At 70.7% G+C, this 14,930-nt stretch carries 12 protein-coding genes; 2 read left to right on the forward strand and 10 right to left on the reverse strand.

Annotated features, from left to right (window positions below; translation table 11 throughout):
• Positions 1 to 170: 170 nt before the first annotated feature.
• The 4 genes from IE311_RS15905 to IE311_RS15920 form a co-directional block, all read right to left on the reverse strand.
• The gene (locus IE311_RS15905) at positions 171 to 1,526 is read right to left on the reverse strand and encodes a replication-associated recombination protein A (protein ID WP_189832425.1); all 1,356 of its coding nucleotides are present in this window, start codon (positions 1,524 to 1,526) and stop codon (positions 171 to 173) included.
• A gap of 64 nt (positions 1,527 to 1,590) precedes the next feature.
• Entirely contained in the window at positions 1,591 to 2,217 is a 627-nt protein-coding gene (locus IE311_RS15910; protein ID WP_189832332.1) for a vitamin K epoxide reductase family protein, read from the reverse strand.
• A gap of 162 nt (positions 2,218 to 2,379) precedes the next feature.
• Positions 2,380 to 3,642 carry a histidine--tRNA ligase gene (gene hisS / locus IE311_RS15915; protein WP_189832333.1) on the reverse strand — a complete coding sequence of 421 codons (1,263 nt, stop codon included), beginning with the start codon at positions 3,640 to 3,642 and terminating at the stop codon, positions 2,380 to 2,382.
• A gap of 10 nt (positions 3,643 to 3,652) precedes the next feature.
• Positions 3,653 to 4,360: an MBL fold metallo-hydrolase gene (locus tag IE311_RS15920; RefSeq protein WP_189832334.1), complete on the reverse strand. Its 708-nt coding sequence runs from the start codon at positions 4,358 to 4,360 to the stop codon at positions 3,653 to 3,655.
• 172 nt (positions 4,361 to 4,532) lie between these two features.
• On the opposite strand from IE311_RS15920, the gene IE311_RS15925 reads away from it, so the two are divergent.
• The gene (locus tag IE311_RS15925) at positions 4,533 to 5,327 is read left to right on the forward strand and encodes a peptidylprolyl isomerase (protein ID WP_189832335.1); all 795 of its coding nucleotides are present in this window, start codon (positions 4,533 to 4,535) and stop codon (positions 5,325 to 5,327) included.
• A gap of 200 nt (positions 5,328 to 5,527) precedes the next feature.
• Positions 5,528 to 6,757 (forward strand): DUF349 domain-containing protein, encoded by a 1,230-nt coding sequence (locus IE311_RS15930; protein WP_189832336.1) that lies wholly within the window; start codon positions 5,528 to 5,530, stop codon positions 6,755 to 6,757.
• Between the two features lie 98 nt (positions 6,758 to 6,855).
• On the opposite strand, the gene IE311_RS15935 is transcribed toward IE311_RS15930, so the two are convergent.
• From IE311_RS15935 to ruvB, 6 genes are all read right to left on the reverse strand, one after another.
• Positions 6,856 to 9,333, reverse strand: coding sequence for a RelA/SpoT family protein (locus IE311_RS15935; RefSeq protein WP_189832337.1), 2,478 nt, complete (start codon positions 9,331 to 9,333; stop codon positions 6,856 to 6,858).
• A 238-nt stretch (positions 9,334 to 9,571) separates the two neighbouring features.
• On the reverse strand, positions 9,572 to 10,123 hold the full coding sequence (locus IE311_RS15940; RefSeq protein WP_189832338.1) for an adenine phosphoribosyltransferase: 552 nt from the start codon (positions 10,121 to 10,123) through the stop codon (positions 9,572 to 9,574).
• Positions 10,120 to 11,187, reverse strand: coding sequence for a protein translocase subunit SecF (gene secF, locus IE311_RS15945; RefSeq protein ID WP_189832339.1), 1,068 nt, complete (start codon positions 11,185 to 11,187; stop codon positions 10,120 to 10,122). Before secF ends, IE311_RS15940 begins: the two co-directional genes overlap by 4 nt.
• 1 nt (position 11,188) lies before the next feature.
• Positions 11,189 to 12,964, reverse strand: coding sequence for a protein translocase subunit SecD (gene secD, locus IE311_RS15950; protein ID WP_189832340.1), 1,776 nt, complete (start codon positions 12,962 to 12,964; stop codon positions 11,189 to 11,191).
• 144 nt (positions 12,965 to 13,108) lie between these two features.
• The gene (yajC, locus tag IE311_RS15955; RefSeq protein ID WP_189832341.1) at positions 13,109 to 13,588 is read right to left on the reverse strand and encodes a preprotein translocase subunit YajC; all 480 of its coding nucleotides are present in this window, start codon (positions 13,586 to 13,588) and stop codon (positions 13,109 to 13,111) included.
• A 165-nt stretch (positions 13,589 to 13,753) separates the two neighbouring features.
• Entirely contained in the window at positions 13,754 to 14,833 is a 1,080-nt protein-coding gene (gene ruvB, locus IE311_RS15960; RefSeq protein WP_189832342.1) for a Holliday junction branch migration DNA helicase RuvB, read from the reverse strand.
• Positions 14,834 to 14,930 lie beyond the last annotated feature (97 nt).

Below are 14,930 nucleotides of genomic sequence, written 5' to 3' on the forward strand. Positions count from 1 at the left end.
CACGGGACGCAGCAATCCCGACCAGTGTACCGGGTCCGCGGCGCACTCTCGCACGGGGTCCCTTGCCGGTGGACGGGGAACGGCGGAGGTGCCGGGCGAGGCCGGGCCGTCGCTTCCGGATCCTGCCCGACCCGCGCCGCCCGGATGGGACGACCGACAGGTGCGGCGCGTCAGCCGCCCTCGCCCTTCAGACGCTCGCGCACCCGGTCCACCACGTCCGCGTACCGCGCTTCCGCGCCGTAGCGGGTGGGGGCGTAGTACTGGCGGCCCCGGATCTCGTCCGGGGCGTACTGCTGGGCCGCGATGCCGCCCGGCACGTCGTGCGGGTAGACGTAGCCCTGCGCGTGGCCGAGCTTGGCCGCTCCCTTGTAGTGCCCGTCGCGCAGATGCGCCGGGACCGATCCCGCGAGGCCGTTCCGTACGTCCGCCAGGGCGGCGCCGATCGCGGTGGTCGCCGCGTTCGACTTCGGGGCCAGGGCGAGGGCGATGGTGGCGTGGCTCAGGGTGAGGGCCGCCTCGGGGAAACCGATCATGGCGACCGCCTGCGCGGCGGCGACGGCGATCGGCAGCGCGTTCGGATCGGCGAGTCCGATGTCCTCGCTCGCGGAGATCATCAGGCGGCGGGCGATGAACCGCGGGTCCTCCCCCGCCTCGATCATCCGCGCCAGGTAGTGCAGGGCCGCGTCCACGTCCGAGCCGCGGATCGACTTGATGAGCGCGCTGGCCACGTCGTAGTGCTGGTCGCCGTCCCGGTCGTACTTCACGGCCGCCCGGTCGACGGTCTCCTCGACCGTCTGCAGGCTGATCTCCGGCTCGCCCTTGGCGATGGCGGCGCCCGCGGCCGCCTCCAGGGCGGTCAGGGCGCGCCGGGCGTCGCCGCCGGCGACGCGCAGGAGGTGGGACTCGGCGTCCTCCGGCAGGGTCACGGCCCCGCCGAGTCCGCGCTCGCCGGTGAGGGCCCGCGCCATCAGCCCCCGCAGGTCCTCGTCGGTGAGCGGCTCCAGGGTGAGGAGCAGCGAGCGGGAGAGGAGCGGGGAGATGATCGAGAAGTAGGGGTTCTCGGTGGTGGCGGCGATGAGCGTCACCCAGCGGTTCTCCACGGCGGGCAGCAGCGAGTCCTGCTGGGCCTTGGAGAAGCGGTGGATCTCGTCGAGGAAGAGGACGGTCTCCTTGCCGTAGCCGCCGACGGCGCGCCGGGCTCCGTCGATGACGGCCCGGACCTCCTTGACGCCCGCGGTGATCGCCGACAGTTCCACGAAGCGCTTGTTGGTCGCCTTGGAGACGACGTACGCGAGGGTGGTCTTGCCGATGCCCGGCGGGCCCCAGAGGATCACCGAGGAGGCGCCGGCCGGGCCGCCGTCCCCGTCGCCCACGAGCCGGCGCAGCGGCGATCCGGGCTTGAGCAGGTGCTTCTGGCCCACCACCTCGTCGAGGGTGCGGGGGCGCATCCGGACGGCCAGCGGGCTGCTGGCCGGGTCCTTCTCCTGCCGGTCTTCGGCTGCTGCGGTAAAGAGGTCGGGCTCCACAGTCATGAAGCCTAGGTCACCGGTGTGACAGCGCGGCCGGCGCCGGCCGGTCCGGCGGCCGCCGTCAGCCGGTCCAGAAGTCCCACCAGCGGGTCAGGATCAGCATGCCGATGATCCCGACGTGCAGGACGGGGAGGATCCAGGTGAACTCGTCGAAGAAGGTCCTGAGGCCACGGGGGGCGGGGATGACGCCGTGGCGGACGTTGTGCGAGGTCACGTACCAGAACATGACGATGGTGGCGACCCAGGCCAGGCAGCACCAGAGGCAGAGCGAGTTGATCTCGTACAGCGACTGGTACATCAGCCAGGTGCAGAATCCGACGCCGAAGAGGGTGCCGGCGTTGAGGCCGAGCCAGTACCAGCGGCGGTAGCGGGCCCCGGCCAGCAGAGCCAGGCCGATGGCGATCACCATGGCGTAGGTGACCAGGCCGAGCATCGGGTTGGGGAAGCCGAAGACCGAGGCCTGCTCGCTCTTCATGATGTTGCCGCAGGAGACGATCGGGTTGAGGCTGCACCCGGGGACGAAGTTCGGGTCCTCCAGCAGCTTGAACTTGTCGATCGTGATGACCCAGGCGGCGAGCACTCCGGCCGCTCCGGTGATGACGAGCAGCCAGGCGAAGGCCCTGCTCGCCCCGATCGTGCCGTCGTCGTGCCGGCCGGACGTGGCCTCGTCCACCGCTGCCTTGCTCATGTCGCCTTTTCCCTCGCTCGCCGGCCTTGTGGGCACGGTCATTCTGCCGTACGGGCGACGGCGCCCACCGTTCGCCGGAGATAAGTGAGGGGCGCGTAAGGACCACGCGGAGGGGCCCGGACCACGCGCGCGTGGTCCGGGCCCCTCCGTCCGTACGGTCCGTCAGGCCAGCTTGGCCCGCACCGCGTCCAGCAGCTCCTCCACGGCGACCGCCTGCTGCTCGCCGGACTCCATGTCCTTGAGCTGGACGACACCCTCGGCGAGGTCGCGCTCACCGGCGACGACGGCGAGGCGGGCGCCCGAGCGGTTGGCGTCCTTCATCGCGCCCTTGAGGCCCTTCCCGCCGAACGAGAAGTCCGCGGAGACGCCCTCCCTGCGCAGCTCGGTGACCTTGCCGAAGAGGACGCGACGCGCCTCCTCGCCGATGGCCACCGCGAAGACGCTGGTGACGGCCGGGAGGTCGAGCTCGACGCCCTCCGCCTCCAGGGCGAGGACCGTGCGGTCCACACCGAGCGCCCAGCCCACGGACGGCAGCGCGGGGCCGCCGATCATCTCGGAGAGGCCGTCGTAGCGGCCGCCGCCGCCGACCGCCGACTGCGAGCCGAGACCGCCGTGGACGAACTCGAAGGTCGTGCGGGTGTAGTAGTCCAGGCCGCGCACCAGCTTGGCGTCGTCCTCGAAGGTCACGCCCGCCGCGGTGATCAGGGCGCGCACCTCCTCGTGGTACGTCTTGCACGCGTCGCACAGGTAGTCGCGCAGCAGCGGGGCGCCGTCGAGCTGCTTCTGCACGGACTCGCGCTTGTCGTCGAGGACGCGCAGCGGGTTGATCTCGGCGCGGCGCAGGGTCTCCTCGTCGAGGTCGAGCCCGCGCAGGAAGGTCTGGAGCGCCTCGCGGTAGACGGGACGGCACTCCTTGTCGCCCAGCGAGTTGAGCAGGATGCGGAAGTTCCGCAGCCCGAGGGAGCGGTACGCCTGGTCGGCCAGGATGATCAGCTCGGCGTCGAGGGCCGGGTCCTCGGAGCCGATCGCCTCGGCACCGACCTGGGAGAAGTGGCGGTAGCGGCCCGCCTGGGCCCGCTCGTAGCGGTAGTACGAGCCGGAGTACCAGAGCTTCACCGGCAGGTTGCCCTGCTTGTGCAGGTTGGCCTGGAGCGCCGCACGCAGCACGGACGCGGTGCCCTCGGGGCGGAGGGCGAGGTGGTCGTTGCCCTTCGTGGTGAGGGTGTACATCTCCTTGGTCACGATGTCGGTGGACTCACCGACACCGCGGGAGAACAGCTCGACGTTCTCGAAACCGGGCGTCTCGATGTAGCCGTAGCCGGAGTTCCTCAGCGGCGTGGAGATCGCGTCCCGGACCGCCAGGAACGTGGCGGAGCGGGGCGGGGTCAGGTCGTACGTGCCCTTGGGGGCCTGAAAGGTGCTCACGAAAGTCTCGTCACATTCCTCGTCGGGGAGCCTTCGTGCTCCCGAGGCCGGCGGCCACGTCCCGCAGATAGGGGTTCGTGGCGCGCTCCTGGCCGATGGTCGTCTGGGGACCGTGTCCCGACAGCACCACGGTCGAGTTGTCGAGCGGCAGGCACACACGGGCCAGCGAAGCGAGCATCTCGTCCATGTCACCGCCGGGAAGGTCGGTGCGTCCGACGGAGCCGGCGAACAGCAGGTCCCCGGAGAAGAACACGGAGGGGATCTCCGTGGTCTCCGGCATCCTGAAGGTCACCGACCCCTTGGTATGACCGGGCGCGTGGGCGACGGAGAAGTCCAGACCGGCCAGCTTCAGCTCGGCGCCGTCGGTGAGTTCTCGCACGTCGTCGGGCTCTCCCACGGTCAGCTCGCCCATGAGGGGCATCCCGATGGAGCGGCCGAGGGCCTTCTCCGGGTCGCTCATCATGTAGCGGTCGGACGGGTGGATCCACGCGGGGACGTCATGGGCGCCGCACACCGGGACGACGGAGGCGACGTGGTCGATGTGTCCATGGGTGAGGACGACGGCGACGGGCTTGAGCCGATGCTTCTTCAGCGTCTCCTCGACACCCTGGGCGGCCTGGTGGCCCGGGTCGATGATGACGCACTCCTCGCCTGCGGCGGGGGCGACCAGATAGCAGTTGGTCCCCCAGGCCCCGGCGGGGAACCCGGCAATCAGCACGTTCGTCCTTAGATGTCGTCCGGCAGGGGGCCGCGGAATTCGCGGAACTCGCAGAAAACACGGAATGCGGCAGATCAGAGCCTACCGGCGGTGCCGGTTCCACAGCCAACCCGTATACGGTACGGGCACACCCGGCCAGGACAGGAACAGACGAGCGACAGGAGCGGAACCGGTGGTCACCAGCGATCAGCGGCGGCGGCAGCTTGCCAGGGAGAAGTACGCGCGGCAGCAGCAGCGGCGGGAGGAGAACCGGCGCAAGGCGAAGCGCCGCAACACCGTCGTCGCGGCCGCCCTCGCGGTGGTCCTCGCGGCGGGCGGCGCGGTGTACGCGTCCGTGGCACTGACGGACGACGGCTCGGACAAGGGCTCGGACAACGCCGCGAGCGGCTCGCCCACCCCGACGCCCTCGCAGAGCGAGTCGGCGAACCCGGAGCCGAAGCTGTCGGTGGACGCGAAGGCCTCGTACGCCATGGCGCTCAGGACGAACGAGGGCGACGTCACGATCACCATGGACGCGGCGAAGACCCCGCGCACGGTGAACTCCTTCTCGCACCTCGCCGCGAAGAAGTACTTCGACGGGACGAAGTGCCACCGGCTCACCACCAAGGGCATCTTCGTGCTCCAGTGCGGTGACCCGAAGGGCGACGGCACCGGCGGCCCGGGCTACACCATCCCGGACGAGAACCTGGGCGCGCTCGGCAAGGCGGGCGCGGACGGCACGGTGACCTACCCGGCCGGCACCGTCGCCATGGCCAACACCGGGCAGCCGGGCAGCGGCGGCTCGCAGTTCTTCCTCGTCTACAAGGACACCAAGCTGCCGCCGAGCTACACGCCGTTCGGGAAGATCGACGCGGCCGGCCTCGAGGTGGTCGAGAAGGTGGCCGGGGCCGGGGTCACCGGCGGTGCCACCGACGGCGCCCCGAAGAAGGCCGTCACCATCGAGAAGGCGACCGTCACGAAGAAGTGAGCCGGACGTCCGCACCCACGCCCGACCGTCGAATCTCGGTCGCGCTGAGTGCGGACAGCCGGGCCGCCGTTCGCCTAGATTGGCGTTGTGCAGCGTTGGGCCGTCGGCCGCGCTGCGGAAGGCGGGCGAGGCCCGCCGGGAAACTGTGGACGATGCCCGGGGGGTACGACCCCGCGACGGCATCATGGTGAGGAGGCGCTGTGAGCAGCGACCCGTGGGGCCGCGTCGACGAGACGGGCACCGTGTACGTGCGGACGGCCGAGGGCGAGAAGGTCGTCGGATCGTGGCAGGCCGGCACCCCTGAGGAGGCCCTGGCCTACTTCGAGCGCAAGTACGAGGGCTTGGTTGTCGAGATCGGCCTCCTCGAGAAGCGGGTGAGGACCACCGACCTCTCGGCGAAGGACGCCACCGCGGCGATCGAGCACATCCGCCAGCAGATCGACGAGCACCACGCCGTCGGTGACCTGGCCGCGCTCGCGACCCGTCTCGACAAGCTCGTCGAGACGGTCGACTCGCGCCGCGAGGAGCGCAAGGCCCAGAAGGCCAAGCAGACCGACGAGGCGCGCGTCGCCAAGGAGAAGCTCGTCACCGAGGCCGAGGAGCTGGCCCAGAGCGAGCAGTGGCGCTCCGCCGGCGAGCGGCTGCGGGCGCTCGTCGACACCTGGAAGGGCCTCCCCCGGCTCGACCGCAAGTCCGACGACGAGCTGTGGCACCGCTTCTCGCACGCCCGTTCGGCGTTCTCGAAGCGCCGCAAGGCCCACTTCGCCTCGCTGGACGCCCAGCGTGAGGACGCCCGCAAGGCCAAGGAGCGTCTGGTCGCCGAGGCGGAGTCGCTGTCGAACTCCACCGACTGGGGCACCACGGCGGCCCGCTACCGCGACCTCATGGCGGAGTGGAAGGCGGCCGGCCGCGCCCAGCGCGAGCACGAGGACGATCTGTGGAACCGCTTCCGCGGCGCCCAGGACGTCTTCTTCGCGGCGCGCGGCGAGGTCTTCGCCGAGCGGGACGCGGAGCAGACCGAGAACCTCAAGCTGAAGGAGGAGCTCGCGACCGAGGCCGAGAAGCTGCTGCCGGTGTCGGACCTGAAGGCGGCGCGTGCGGCCTTCCGTTCCCTCAACGAGCGGTGGGAGGCCGTCGGCCACGTCCCGCGTGACGCCCGCCCCAAGGTCGAGGGCCGGATGCACACGGTGGAGCGGGCGATCCAGGAGGCCGAGGAGTCGGAGTGGCGCCGGACGAACCCGGAGGCGCGTGCGCGTGCCGCCGGTCTCACCGGTCAGCTCCAGGACGCGGTCGAGAAGTTGCGCAAGCAGATCGACGCGGCCCGCGCGGCGGGCAACGACGCCAAGGCCGACAAGCTGGCCCGTGAGCTGGAGGGCCGTCAGGCCCTGCTCGACCAGGCGCTGAAGGGCCTGGAGGAGTTCGGCGGCTGATCCCCCGCCCGACCGTACGAGGAAGGCCCCCCGGCGCACTGCCGGGGGGCCTTCCTCGTAGGTGCCGTACGGCGTGGTCCGTGCCGTACGGCGTCGCGTTACGGCCTGCGGGCCGAGGTGACGCGGTAGACGTCGTAGACGCCCTCCACACCGCGTACGGCCTTCAGGACGTGCCCCAGATGCTTCGGGTCGCCCATCTCGAAGGTGAAGCGCGAGGTGGCCACCCGGTCGCGGGAGGTCTGGACGGCCGCCGAGAGGATGTTGACGTGCTGGTCCGACAGGACCCGGGTGACGTCCGAGAGGAGTCGCGAGCGGTCCAGCGCCTCGACCTGGATGGCGACGAGGAAGACGGAGGACTGGGTGGGTGCCCACTCGACCTCCAGGATCCGCTCCGGCTCCCGGGAGAGCGACTCCACGTTGACGCAGTCGCTGCGGTGAACCGATACGCCACTGCCCCGGGTGACGAAGCCGATGATCGGGTCGCCGGGGACCGGAGTACAACAGCGGGCCAGCTTCACCCAGACGTCCTCGACGCCCTTGACGACGACACCGGGGTCGGCGTTGGAGCGGCGCTTGGACCGCCCGCGGGCGGGCGGGGCCGTCTCGTCGATCTCCTCGGTGGCCGCCTCTTCGCCGCCGAGTGCCTGGACCAGCTTCTGCACGATGGACTGGGCGGTGACATGCCCCTCGCCGATCGCCGCGTACAGCGAGGAGATGTCGGTGTAGCGCAGCTCGTGGGCGAGGGTGACGAGGGAGTCGCCGGTGAGGATCCGCTGGATCGGCAGGTTCTGCTTGCGCATGGCCCGCGCGATGGCGTCCTTGCCCTGCTCGATGGCCTCGTCGCGGCGCTCCTTGGAGAACCACGCGCGGATCTTGTTGCGGGCGCGCGGCGACTTGACGAATCCCAGCCAGTCACGGGAGGGACCGGCGCCGGTGGCCTTGGAGGTGAAGACCTCGACCAGGTCGCCGTTGTCGAGGGTCGATTCGAGCGGCACGAGACGCCCGTTGACCCGCGCTCCTATGGTGCGGTGGCCGACCTCGGTGTGGACGGCGTAGGAGAAGTCGACGGGGGTGGCGCCGGCGGGCAGCGCGATGACATCGCCCTTGGGCGTGAAGACGAAGACCTCGTTGCGGGAGAGGTCGAAGCGCAGGGACTCCAGGAACTCGCCGGGGTCCTCGGTCTCCTTCTGCCAGTCGAGGAGCTGGCGCAGCCAGGCCATGTCGTTGAGGTGGTCGTCCTTGCCGGCCTTCCTCGGCACCTCGGCGCGCACCTTGGAGGCACCGGCGACGGCCTCCTGCTTGTACTTCCAGTGCGCGGCGATGCCGTACTCGGCCCGCCGGTGCATGTCGAAGGTGCGGATCTGGAGCTCGACGGGCTTGCCGTTGGGTCCGATGACCGTCGTGTGCAGCGACTGGTACATGTTGAACTTCGGCATCGCGATGTAGTCCTTGAACCGGCCGGGGACCGGGTTCCATCGCGCGTGGACGGTGCCGAGGGCGGCGTAGCAGTCCCTGACCGTGTCGACGAGGACACGGATGCCGACCAGGTCGTAGATCTCCGCGAAGTCACGGCCGCGGACGATCATCTTCTGGTAGACGCTGTAGTAGTGCTTGGGGCGCCCGGTGACGGTGGCCTTGATACGGGCGGCGCGCAGGTCCGTCTGGACCTCGTCGGTCACTATGGCGAGGTACTCGTCCCGCTTGGGGGCGCGCTCGGCCACGAGCCGGACGATCTCGTCGTACATCTTGGGGTAGAGGATCGCGAAGGCGAGGTCCTCCAGCTCCCACTTGATGGTGTTCATGCCCAGGCGGTGGGCCAGGGGCGCGTAGATCTCGAGGGTCTCGCGGGCCTTCTTCTCCTGCTTCTCCCGCTTGAGGTAGCGCATGGTGCGCATGTTGTGCAGGCGGTCGGCGAGCTTGATGACCAGGACGCGCGGGTCCTTGGCCATGGCGACGACCATCTTGCGGACCGTCTCGGCCTGCGCGGCCTCGCCGAACCTGACCTTGTCGAGCTTGGTGACGCCGTCGACGAGCAGGGTGACCTGGTCGCCGAAGTCGCGGCGCAGGTCCTCCAGGCCGTACTCGGTGTCCTCGACGGTGTCGTGCAGGAGACCGGCCATCAGGGTCGCCGGGTCCATGCCGAGCTCGGCGAGGATCGTGGTGACGGCGAGCGGGTGCGTGATGTACGGGTCGCCGCTCTTGCGCTTCTGGCCGCGGTGCCAGCGCTCGGCGACCTGGTAGGCCCGCTCGACCTGACGGAGTGTGGCCGTCTCGATCTTGGGGTCGTTGGAGCGGACGATCCGCAGCAGCGGTTCGAGGACCGGGTTGTACGGGGAGGAGCGCTGGACGCCGAGCCGGGCGAGGCGGGCGCGGACGCGGTTGGACGAGCCGCCGGAGCGGGCGGGCGTGGCCGCGGGCCGCGGGGACGCCGGGGCCTCGGGGGCCGGTCGCGCGGGCGCGGCAGGCGGGGGCCCGGTCTCCGCGGGCTTGTTCTGGGGCGTGTCCTTCCCCTGCGCGGCCTTGTCGGCCTTCGGGTCGGGCTGCGCGGCGGAGAGTGACTGGGCCTCGTCTGGCAAGAGCGCTCCTCTGGGGTCCCCCCGGACGGAGTCTGGGGGAGGTACCGGGTCCCCCGGTCAGGCCCGGAAAGGCCATGGTATCGAGCCCTGACACGCACTGCTCACGCGGCCGGGGGCCGGGCACGGGCCCGACGCGGACGCGACGCGCCCCTCGGGCCCCGGACCGGGACACTCCGGAAAAACCGACGGGGCGCCCCGGGGATTCCCCGGAGCGCCCCGTGCGGGGTGAAGCCCGATGTCAGACGGTGATCAGCGCCGTGAGCGGAGCGCCGTTCAGGGCGGGCTCCAGCCGGGCGCGGCCCGGCAGGAAGCCCAGTTCCATGAGGACCGCGACGCCCGCGACCTCGGCGCCCGCCCGGCGGATGAGCTCGATGGAGGCCTCGGCCGTGCCACCGGTGGCGAGGACGTCGTCGATGACCATGACGCGGTCGCCCGCGACCAGGTCCTCGGCGTGCACCTCGATCTCGGCGGTGCCGTACTCCAGCTCGTACGCCTGGCTGAGCGTGGCTCCGGGGAGCTTGCCGGCCTTGCGGACCGGGATGAAGCCCAGGCCCGCGCGGACGGCCACCGGGGCGGCCAGGATGAAGCCGCGCGCCTCCAGGCCGACGATCTTCGTCGCGCCGTGCGCGGAGCACAGCCCGGCGAGGGCGTCGGTGAGCGCCGTGAACGCCTCCGGGTCCGCGAGCAGCGGCGTGATGTCCTTGAACAGCACGCCAGGCTTCGGGTAGTCCGGTACGTCGCGGATACGGCTGAGCAGGAGGTCGGTGACGCCCTGGGCCTCGGCGGTCATCCTCGGTGCTCCGGGGCGCGGCCCCGACGGCTCGCCCGGGGACCGACGACGGCGGTCTCCGGCGCGTCCGGACCGTCGAACGACTCGCCCTTGGCGGCCTCACCGGCCCGCTTGGCCATGATGCGCTTCTTGAGTGCCCTGATCGCCGGCTCGCGCTCCTTGAGGTCGGCGACGAGCGGGGTGGCGATGAAGATCGAGGAGTACGCACCGGCGGCGAGACCGACGAACAGCGACAGCGAGATGTCGTTGAGCATGCCGGCGCCGAGGACGCCACCACCGATGAAGAGCAGGCCGGCGACCGGCAGCAGCGCGACGACGGTGGTGTTGATCGAACGGACCAGCGTGCCGTTGATCGAGCGGTTGGCCAGCTCGCTGTACGTGAAGCGGGTCTGCTTCGTGATGTCCTTCGTCTGTTCCTTGAGGGAGTCGAAGACGACGACTGTGTCGTACAGCGAATAACCGAGGATCGTCAGCAGACCGATGACCGTACCGACGGTGACCTCGAAGCCGACCAGCGAGTAGATGCCGACCGTGATCGTGAGGTCGTGGATCAGCGCGATGAGCGCCGCGACCGCCATTCTCCACTCGAAGGCGATGGCCAGATAGATCACCACGAGGATCATGAAGACCCCCAGACCGGTCCAGGCCTTGGTGGCGATCTGCTCACCCCAGCTGGGACCGACGAGCTCCGCCGCGATCTTGTCCTCGGCGACGTTCAGGTCCTTGGCGAGCTCCGTCCGGACCTTGTCGGACTGGGCGGTGTCGAGGCCGCCGACCTGGATGCGCAGGGAGCCGTTGCCGAGCTGCTGGACGATCGCGTCGTGGCCGGAGGCCTCTTCCGCGTACTCCTGCGCCTGGCTGACGGAGACTTCCGACTTCGGGGTGGTGAAGACCGCGCCGCCCTGGAACTCGATGCCCATGTTGAGGCCGCGGACGGCCAGGGCGACGATGGCGGTGATGGTGATCAGGATGGACAGGCCATACCAGATCTTGCGGTTGCCGATGAAGTCGTAGCCGACCTCACCGCGGTGGAGCCGGGCGCCGAGATCGCCGAGCTTCGACATCTCACGCCTCCTTCGGGTCGACAGGGCCAGCGGCAGAGGCATGGGCACGGCGGGAGCTGCGCAGCGGCGGCTTGGCGCCGAGTCGCTTCGGGTCGAGACCGGACCACGCGTGGCCCTCGCCGAAGAACTTGGTCCGCGCGAGGAGCGTCATGACCGGCTTGGTGAAGAGGAACACCACGACGACGTCGAGCAGGGTGGTCAGGCCGAGCGTGAACGCGAAGCCCTGGACCTTGCCGACGGTGACGATGAAGAGCACGGCCGCGGCCAGGAACGACACGAAGTCGGAGACCAGGATGGTGCGGCGGGCGCGCGGCCAGGCGCGCTCGACGGCCGGGCGCAGCGTGCGGCCCTCGCGGAGCTCGTCACGGATGCGCTCGAAGTACACGATGAACGAGTCCGCGGTGATACCGATGGCCACGATGGCTCCGCAGACGGCCGGAAGGTTCAGCGCGAAGCCGATGGCCGGGCCGAGCAGGGCCATGATCACGTAGGTGAGCAGGGCGGAGACGCCGAGGCTGAGGATGGCGATCAGCGACAGGCCGCGGTAGTAGGCCACCAGGTAGATGATGACCAGTCCGAGACCGATGGCGCCGGCGATCAGACCGGCCTCCAGCTGGTCGCCGCCGAGCGCGGCGGTGACCGTGTCGACGCTCTGCGTCTCGAAGGTCAGCGGCAGGGCACCGTAGGACAGGATGTTGCCGAGGTCCTGGGCCGACTGCTGGTTGAAGTTGCCGGAGATCTCGGCGCTGGCGCTCAGCGTCTGGCGCACCGACGGGGCCGAGACGACCTCGCCGTCCAGGACGATCGCGAAGCGGTTCTGCGGGTCGGCCTGCGAGGACAGCTTGCCGGTGATCGCCTGGAACTTCTTCGAACCCGCGTCCGTGAAGTCCATGGTGACGATCCACATGCCGCGCTGCTGGTCGAGCTGGCCCTTGGCGTCGTCGACGTCACGGCCCTCGACCTCGGCCGGGCCGAGGAGGTACTTCGACCAGACGCCGGGGGCGTCCTCGCCACAGGCGACGGCGGGCTCGCTGGGCTTGACACCCTGGCCCGCGGCGGAGCGCTGCTTGGGGTCGAGGCAGTTCAGGGAGGTGTACTTCTTCTCCAGCGCCGCGGTGGCGGCGTCGGGAGTCGGAGTCGCCGTGGGGGTTCCGGTGGCCTTCGGCGTCGCGGTGGACGAGGCCTTGCCGGTGGGGGTCGGGCTCGGGGCCTTGAGGGCCTCGGTGAGCGCGCGGCCCTGGGCGGAGCCGGTGGCCGTCGGGGTGGCCGACTTCTCGCCCACGGTCGAGCCGGAGGCGGAGGAGGACGGCTTCGGCGTGGCGGAGGGAGAACCGGAGGAGCCGGCGCTGGGCGCCACGGCGGGTCCGCCGTTCGTCACCGCGAGAACCGGCCGGAAGTAGAGCTGGGCGGTGGTACCGACCTGCTCCCGGGCCTGCTTCTCGTTCGTCCCGCGAGGGATGTTGACGATGATGTTCTCTTTGCCCTGCGTCTGGACCTCGGCCTCGGAGACACCGAGACCGTTGACCCGGCGCTCGATGATGCCGACGGCGGTGTTCATGTTGGTCTCATTGACCGCCGACTCCTGGCCCGGCTCGGCCTTGGCCTTGAGCGTGATCGACGTACCGCCGGCGAGGTCGATGCCCAGGCGCGGGGTGGTGTGCCCCGACCAGAACATGCCGCCGGTGAGCGCGACCATGGCGATCAGGATGAGTGCCAGGGCGCGGCCCGGCCGGCTCTGTCCCCCCGCCGGCCTTCGGCCCTTCTTCGGTGCTGCCACCTGTCGTATCTCCCTGTCCAACCGTCTCGCGCCGGGTATGCGTGAGACGGCCACGAAGTGTGTGTGGGGACCTTCCCCCTCAGACGTGGAACCGTTCCGGGGACCGCGCGCGCCGGTGGGCGTGCGCGGTGTCCCCGGCCGCGACTACTTCGCGTCGGTCTCGCCGTCGGTCTTGCCGTCCTTCTGGCCCTCGGCGGCGGCCTCGGCCGCGTCCGCCTTCTTCGTCAGGTCGGCCTTCGGCGCGTCCTCGACCTCGGCGGTCTCCGTGTCCTTGGCCTCGGCGGCCTCGGTCAGCGAGGAGGCGTCGTCCGGGACGACGGTGTCGGAGTCCGACTCCTCCACGTCACCGTGGACGATGCGGTTGTACTCGGAGTCCTCGAGTACGGCGCCGATCGCGTTCTTGGCGTAGACGGCGTGCACGCCGGGCGCTACCTCGAGGAGAACGGTCTCGTCGCCGATCTCCTTGACGGTGGCGTACATCCCCCCGATCGTCCGTACGCCGGTGCCGGGCTGCATCTCGTTGCGCATCTGCGCCGCCGCCTGCTGCTTCTTCTTGGCAGAGCGGGTCATCAGGAACATGGCCCCGATGAGGACGATGAAGGGGAGGAGGGTCACGATGCTCACGGGACGGGTTTCCTTCGCACGGTCGCGGAGAACCCGCGGCCTGATCTTCGGGGGTGGGCGCGCCGACCAGAAAGGGCGGCATCGGCGGAGTCTAGGCGAGTCCGCATCGATGGAACAACGTCCAGCATCGCACCCTGGTTCCTGTCCGGGCGAGTGTCGGCACCGTCACGCCCCGAAGAGCCCCTGTTGTCCGCTTCCTGGCGTCCCCGGGCCCGCTGCCTGCGGCGGAACGAGTCCGAGGTGCGCCCATGCCGCGGGAGTGGCGACCCGGCCACGGGGTGTGCGGGCGAGCAGACCTTCGCGTACGAGGAAGGGTTCGGCGACCTCCTCGACGGTCTCGCGCTCCTCCCCCACCGCGACCGCGAGGGTCGACAGGCCGACCGGGCCGCCGCCGAAGAGCTTGAGCAGGGCCTCCAGGACGGCGCGGTCGAGCCGGTCCAGGCCGCGGCCGTCGACCTCGTACACGCTGAGCGCGGCCTCGGCGATCTCCCGGGTGATGTGTCCGTCGGCCCTGACCTGCGCGTAGTCGCGGACGCGGCGCAGCAGGCGGTTGGCGATGCGGGGGGTGCCGCGGGAGCGGCCGGCGATCTCGGCGGCGCCGGCCGGGTCGATCTCGACGTCGAGGAGTCCGGCGGAACGGTGGATCACTCGCTGGAGCTCGGCCGGGTCGTAGAACTCCATGTGGCCGGTGAAGCCGAAGCGGTCGCGCAGCGGGGGCGGCAGGAGTCCGGCCCTGGTGGTGGCGCCGACCAGGGTGAAGGGCGGGAGCTCCAGGGGGATGGCGGTGGCGCCGGGTCCCTTGCCGACGATGACGTCGACACGGAAGTCCTCCATCGCCATGTAGAGCATCTCCTCGGCGGGCCGGGACATGCGGTGGATCTCGTCGAGGAAGAGGATCTCGCCCTCCTGGAGGGAGGAGAGGATCGCGGCGAGGTCTCCGGCGTGCTGGATGGCGGGGCCGGAGGTGATGCGGATCGGGGCGTTCATCTCGGCCGCGATGATCATCGACAGGGTCGTCTTGCCGAGGCCCGGGGCGCCCGAGAGGAGCACGTGGTCGGCGGTGGCGCCGCGCTGACGGGCGGCCTTGAGGACCAGGTCGAGCTGCTGGCGGACCTTCTCCTGGCCGACGAACTCACTGAGGTCCTTGGGGCGCAGGGCCGCCTCGACGGCCTGGTCGTCGCCCTCGGCGGAGGCACCGACGATGCGCGCCTCGCCGTCGCCGGTGGTCTCGTCGTCCCAGTTCACGGATGTCTGCCTTCTCGGTGGTGGTGCGGTGGTCGGGTGGGCGGGGGCGGGTGGTGGGGGCCGGTGCGCCGGCCCCCGCGGGGCGATCAGCCCGGCC

The organism is Streptomyces zaomyceticus, from assembly GCF_014656215.1.
Taxonomy (GTDB): domain Bacteria; phylum Actinomycetota; class Actinomycetes; order Streptomycetales; family Streptomycetaceae; genus Streptomyces; species Streptomyces zaomyceticus.

Coding starts and splice junctions, on each gene's coding strand:
- IE311_RS15910 (WP_189832332.1), bottom strand. CDS start 2,217: ATGAGCAAGGCAGCGGTGGACGAGGCCACGTCCGGCCGGCACGACGAC.
- IE311_RS15940 (WP_189832338.1), bottom strand. CDS start 10,123: ATGACCGCCGAGGCCCAGGGCGTCACCGACCTCCTGCTCAGCCGTATC.
- secF (WP_189832339.1), bottom strand. CDS start 11,187: ATGTCGAAGCTCGGCGATCTCGGCGCCCGGCTCCACCGCGGTGAGGTC.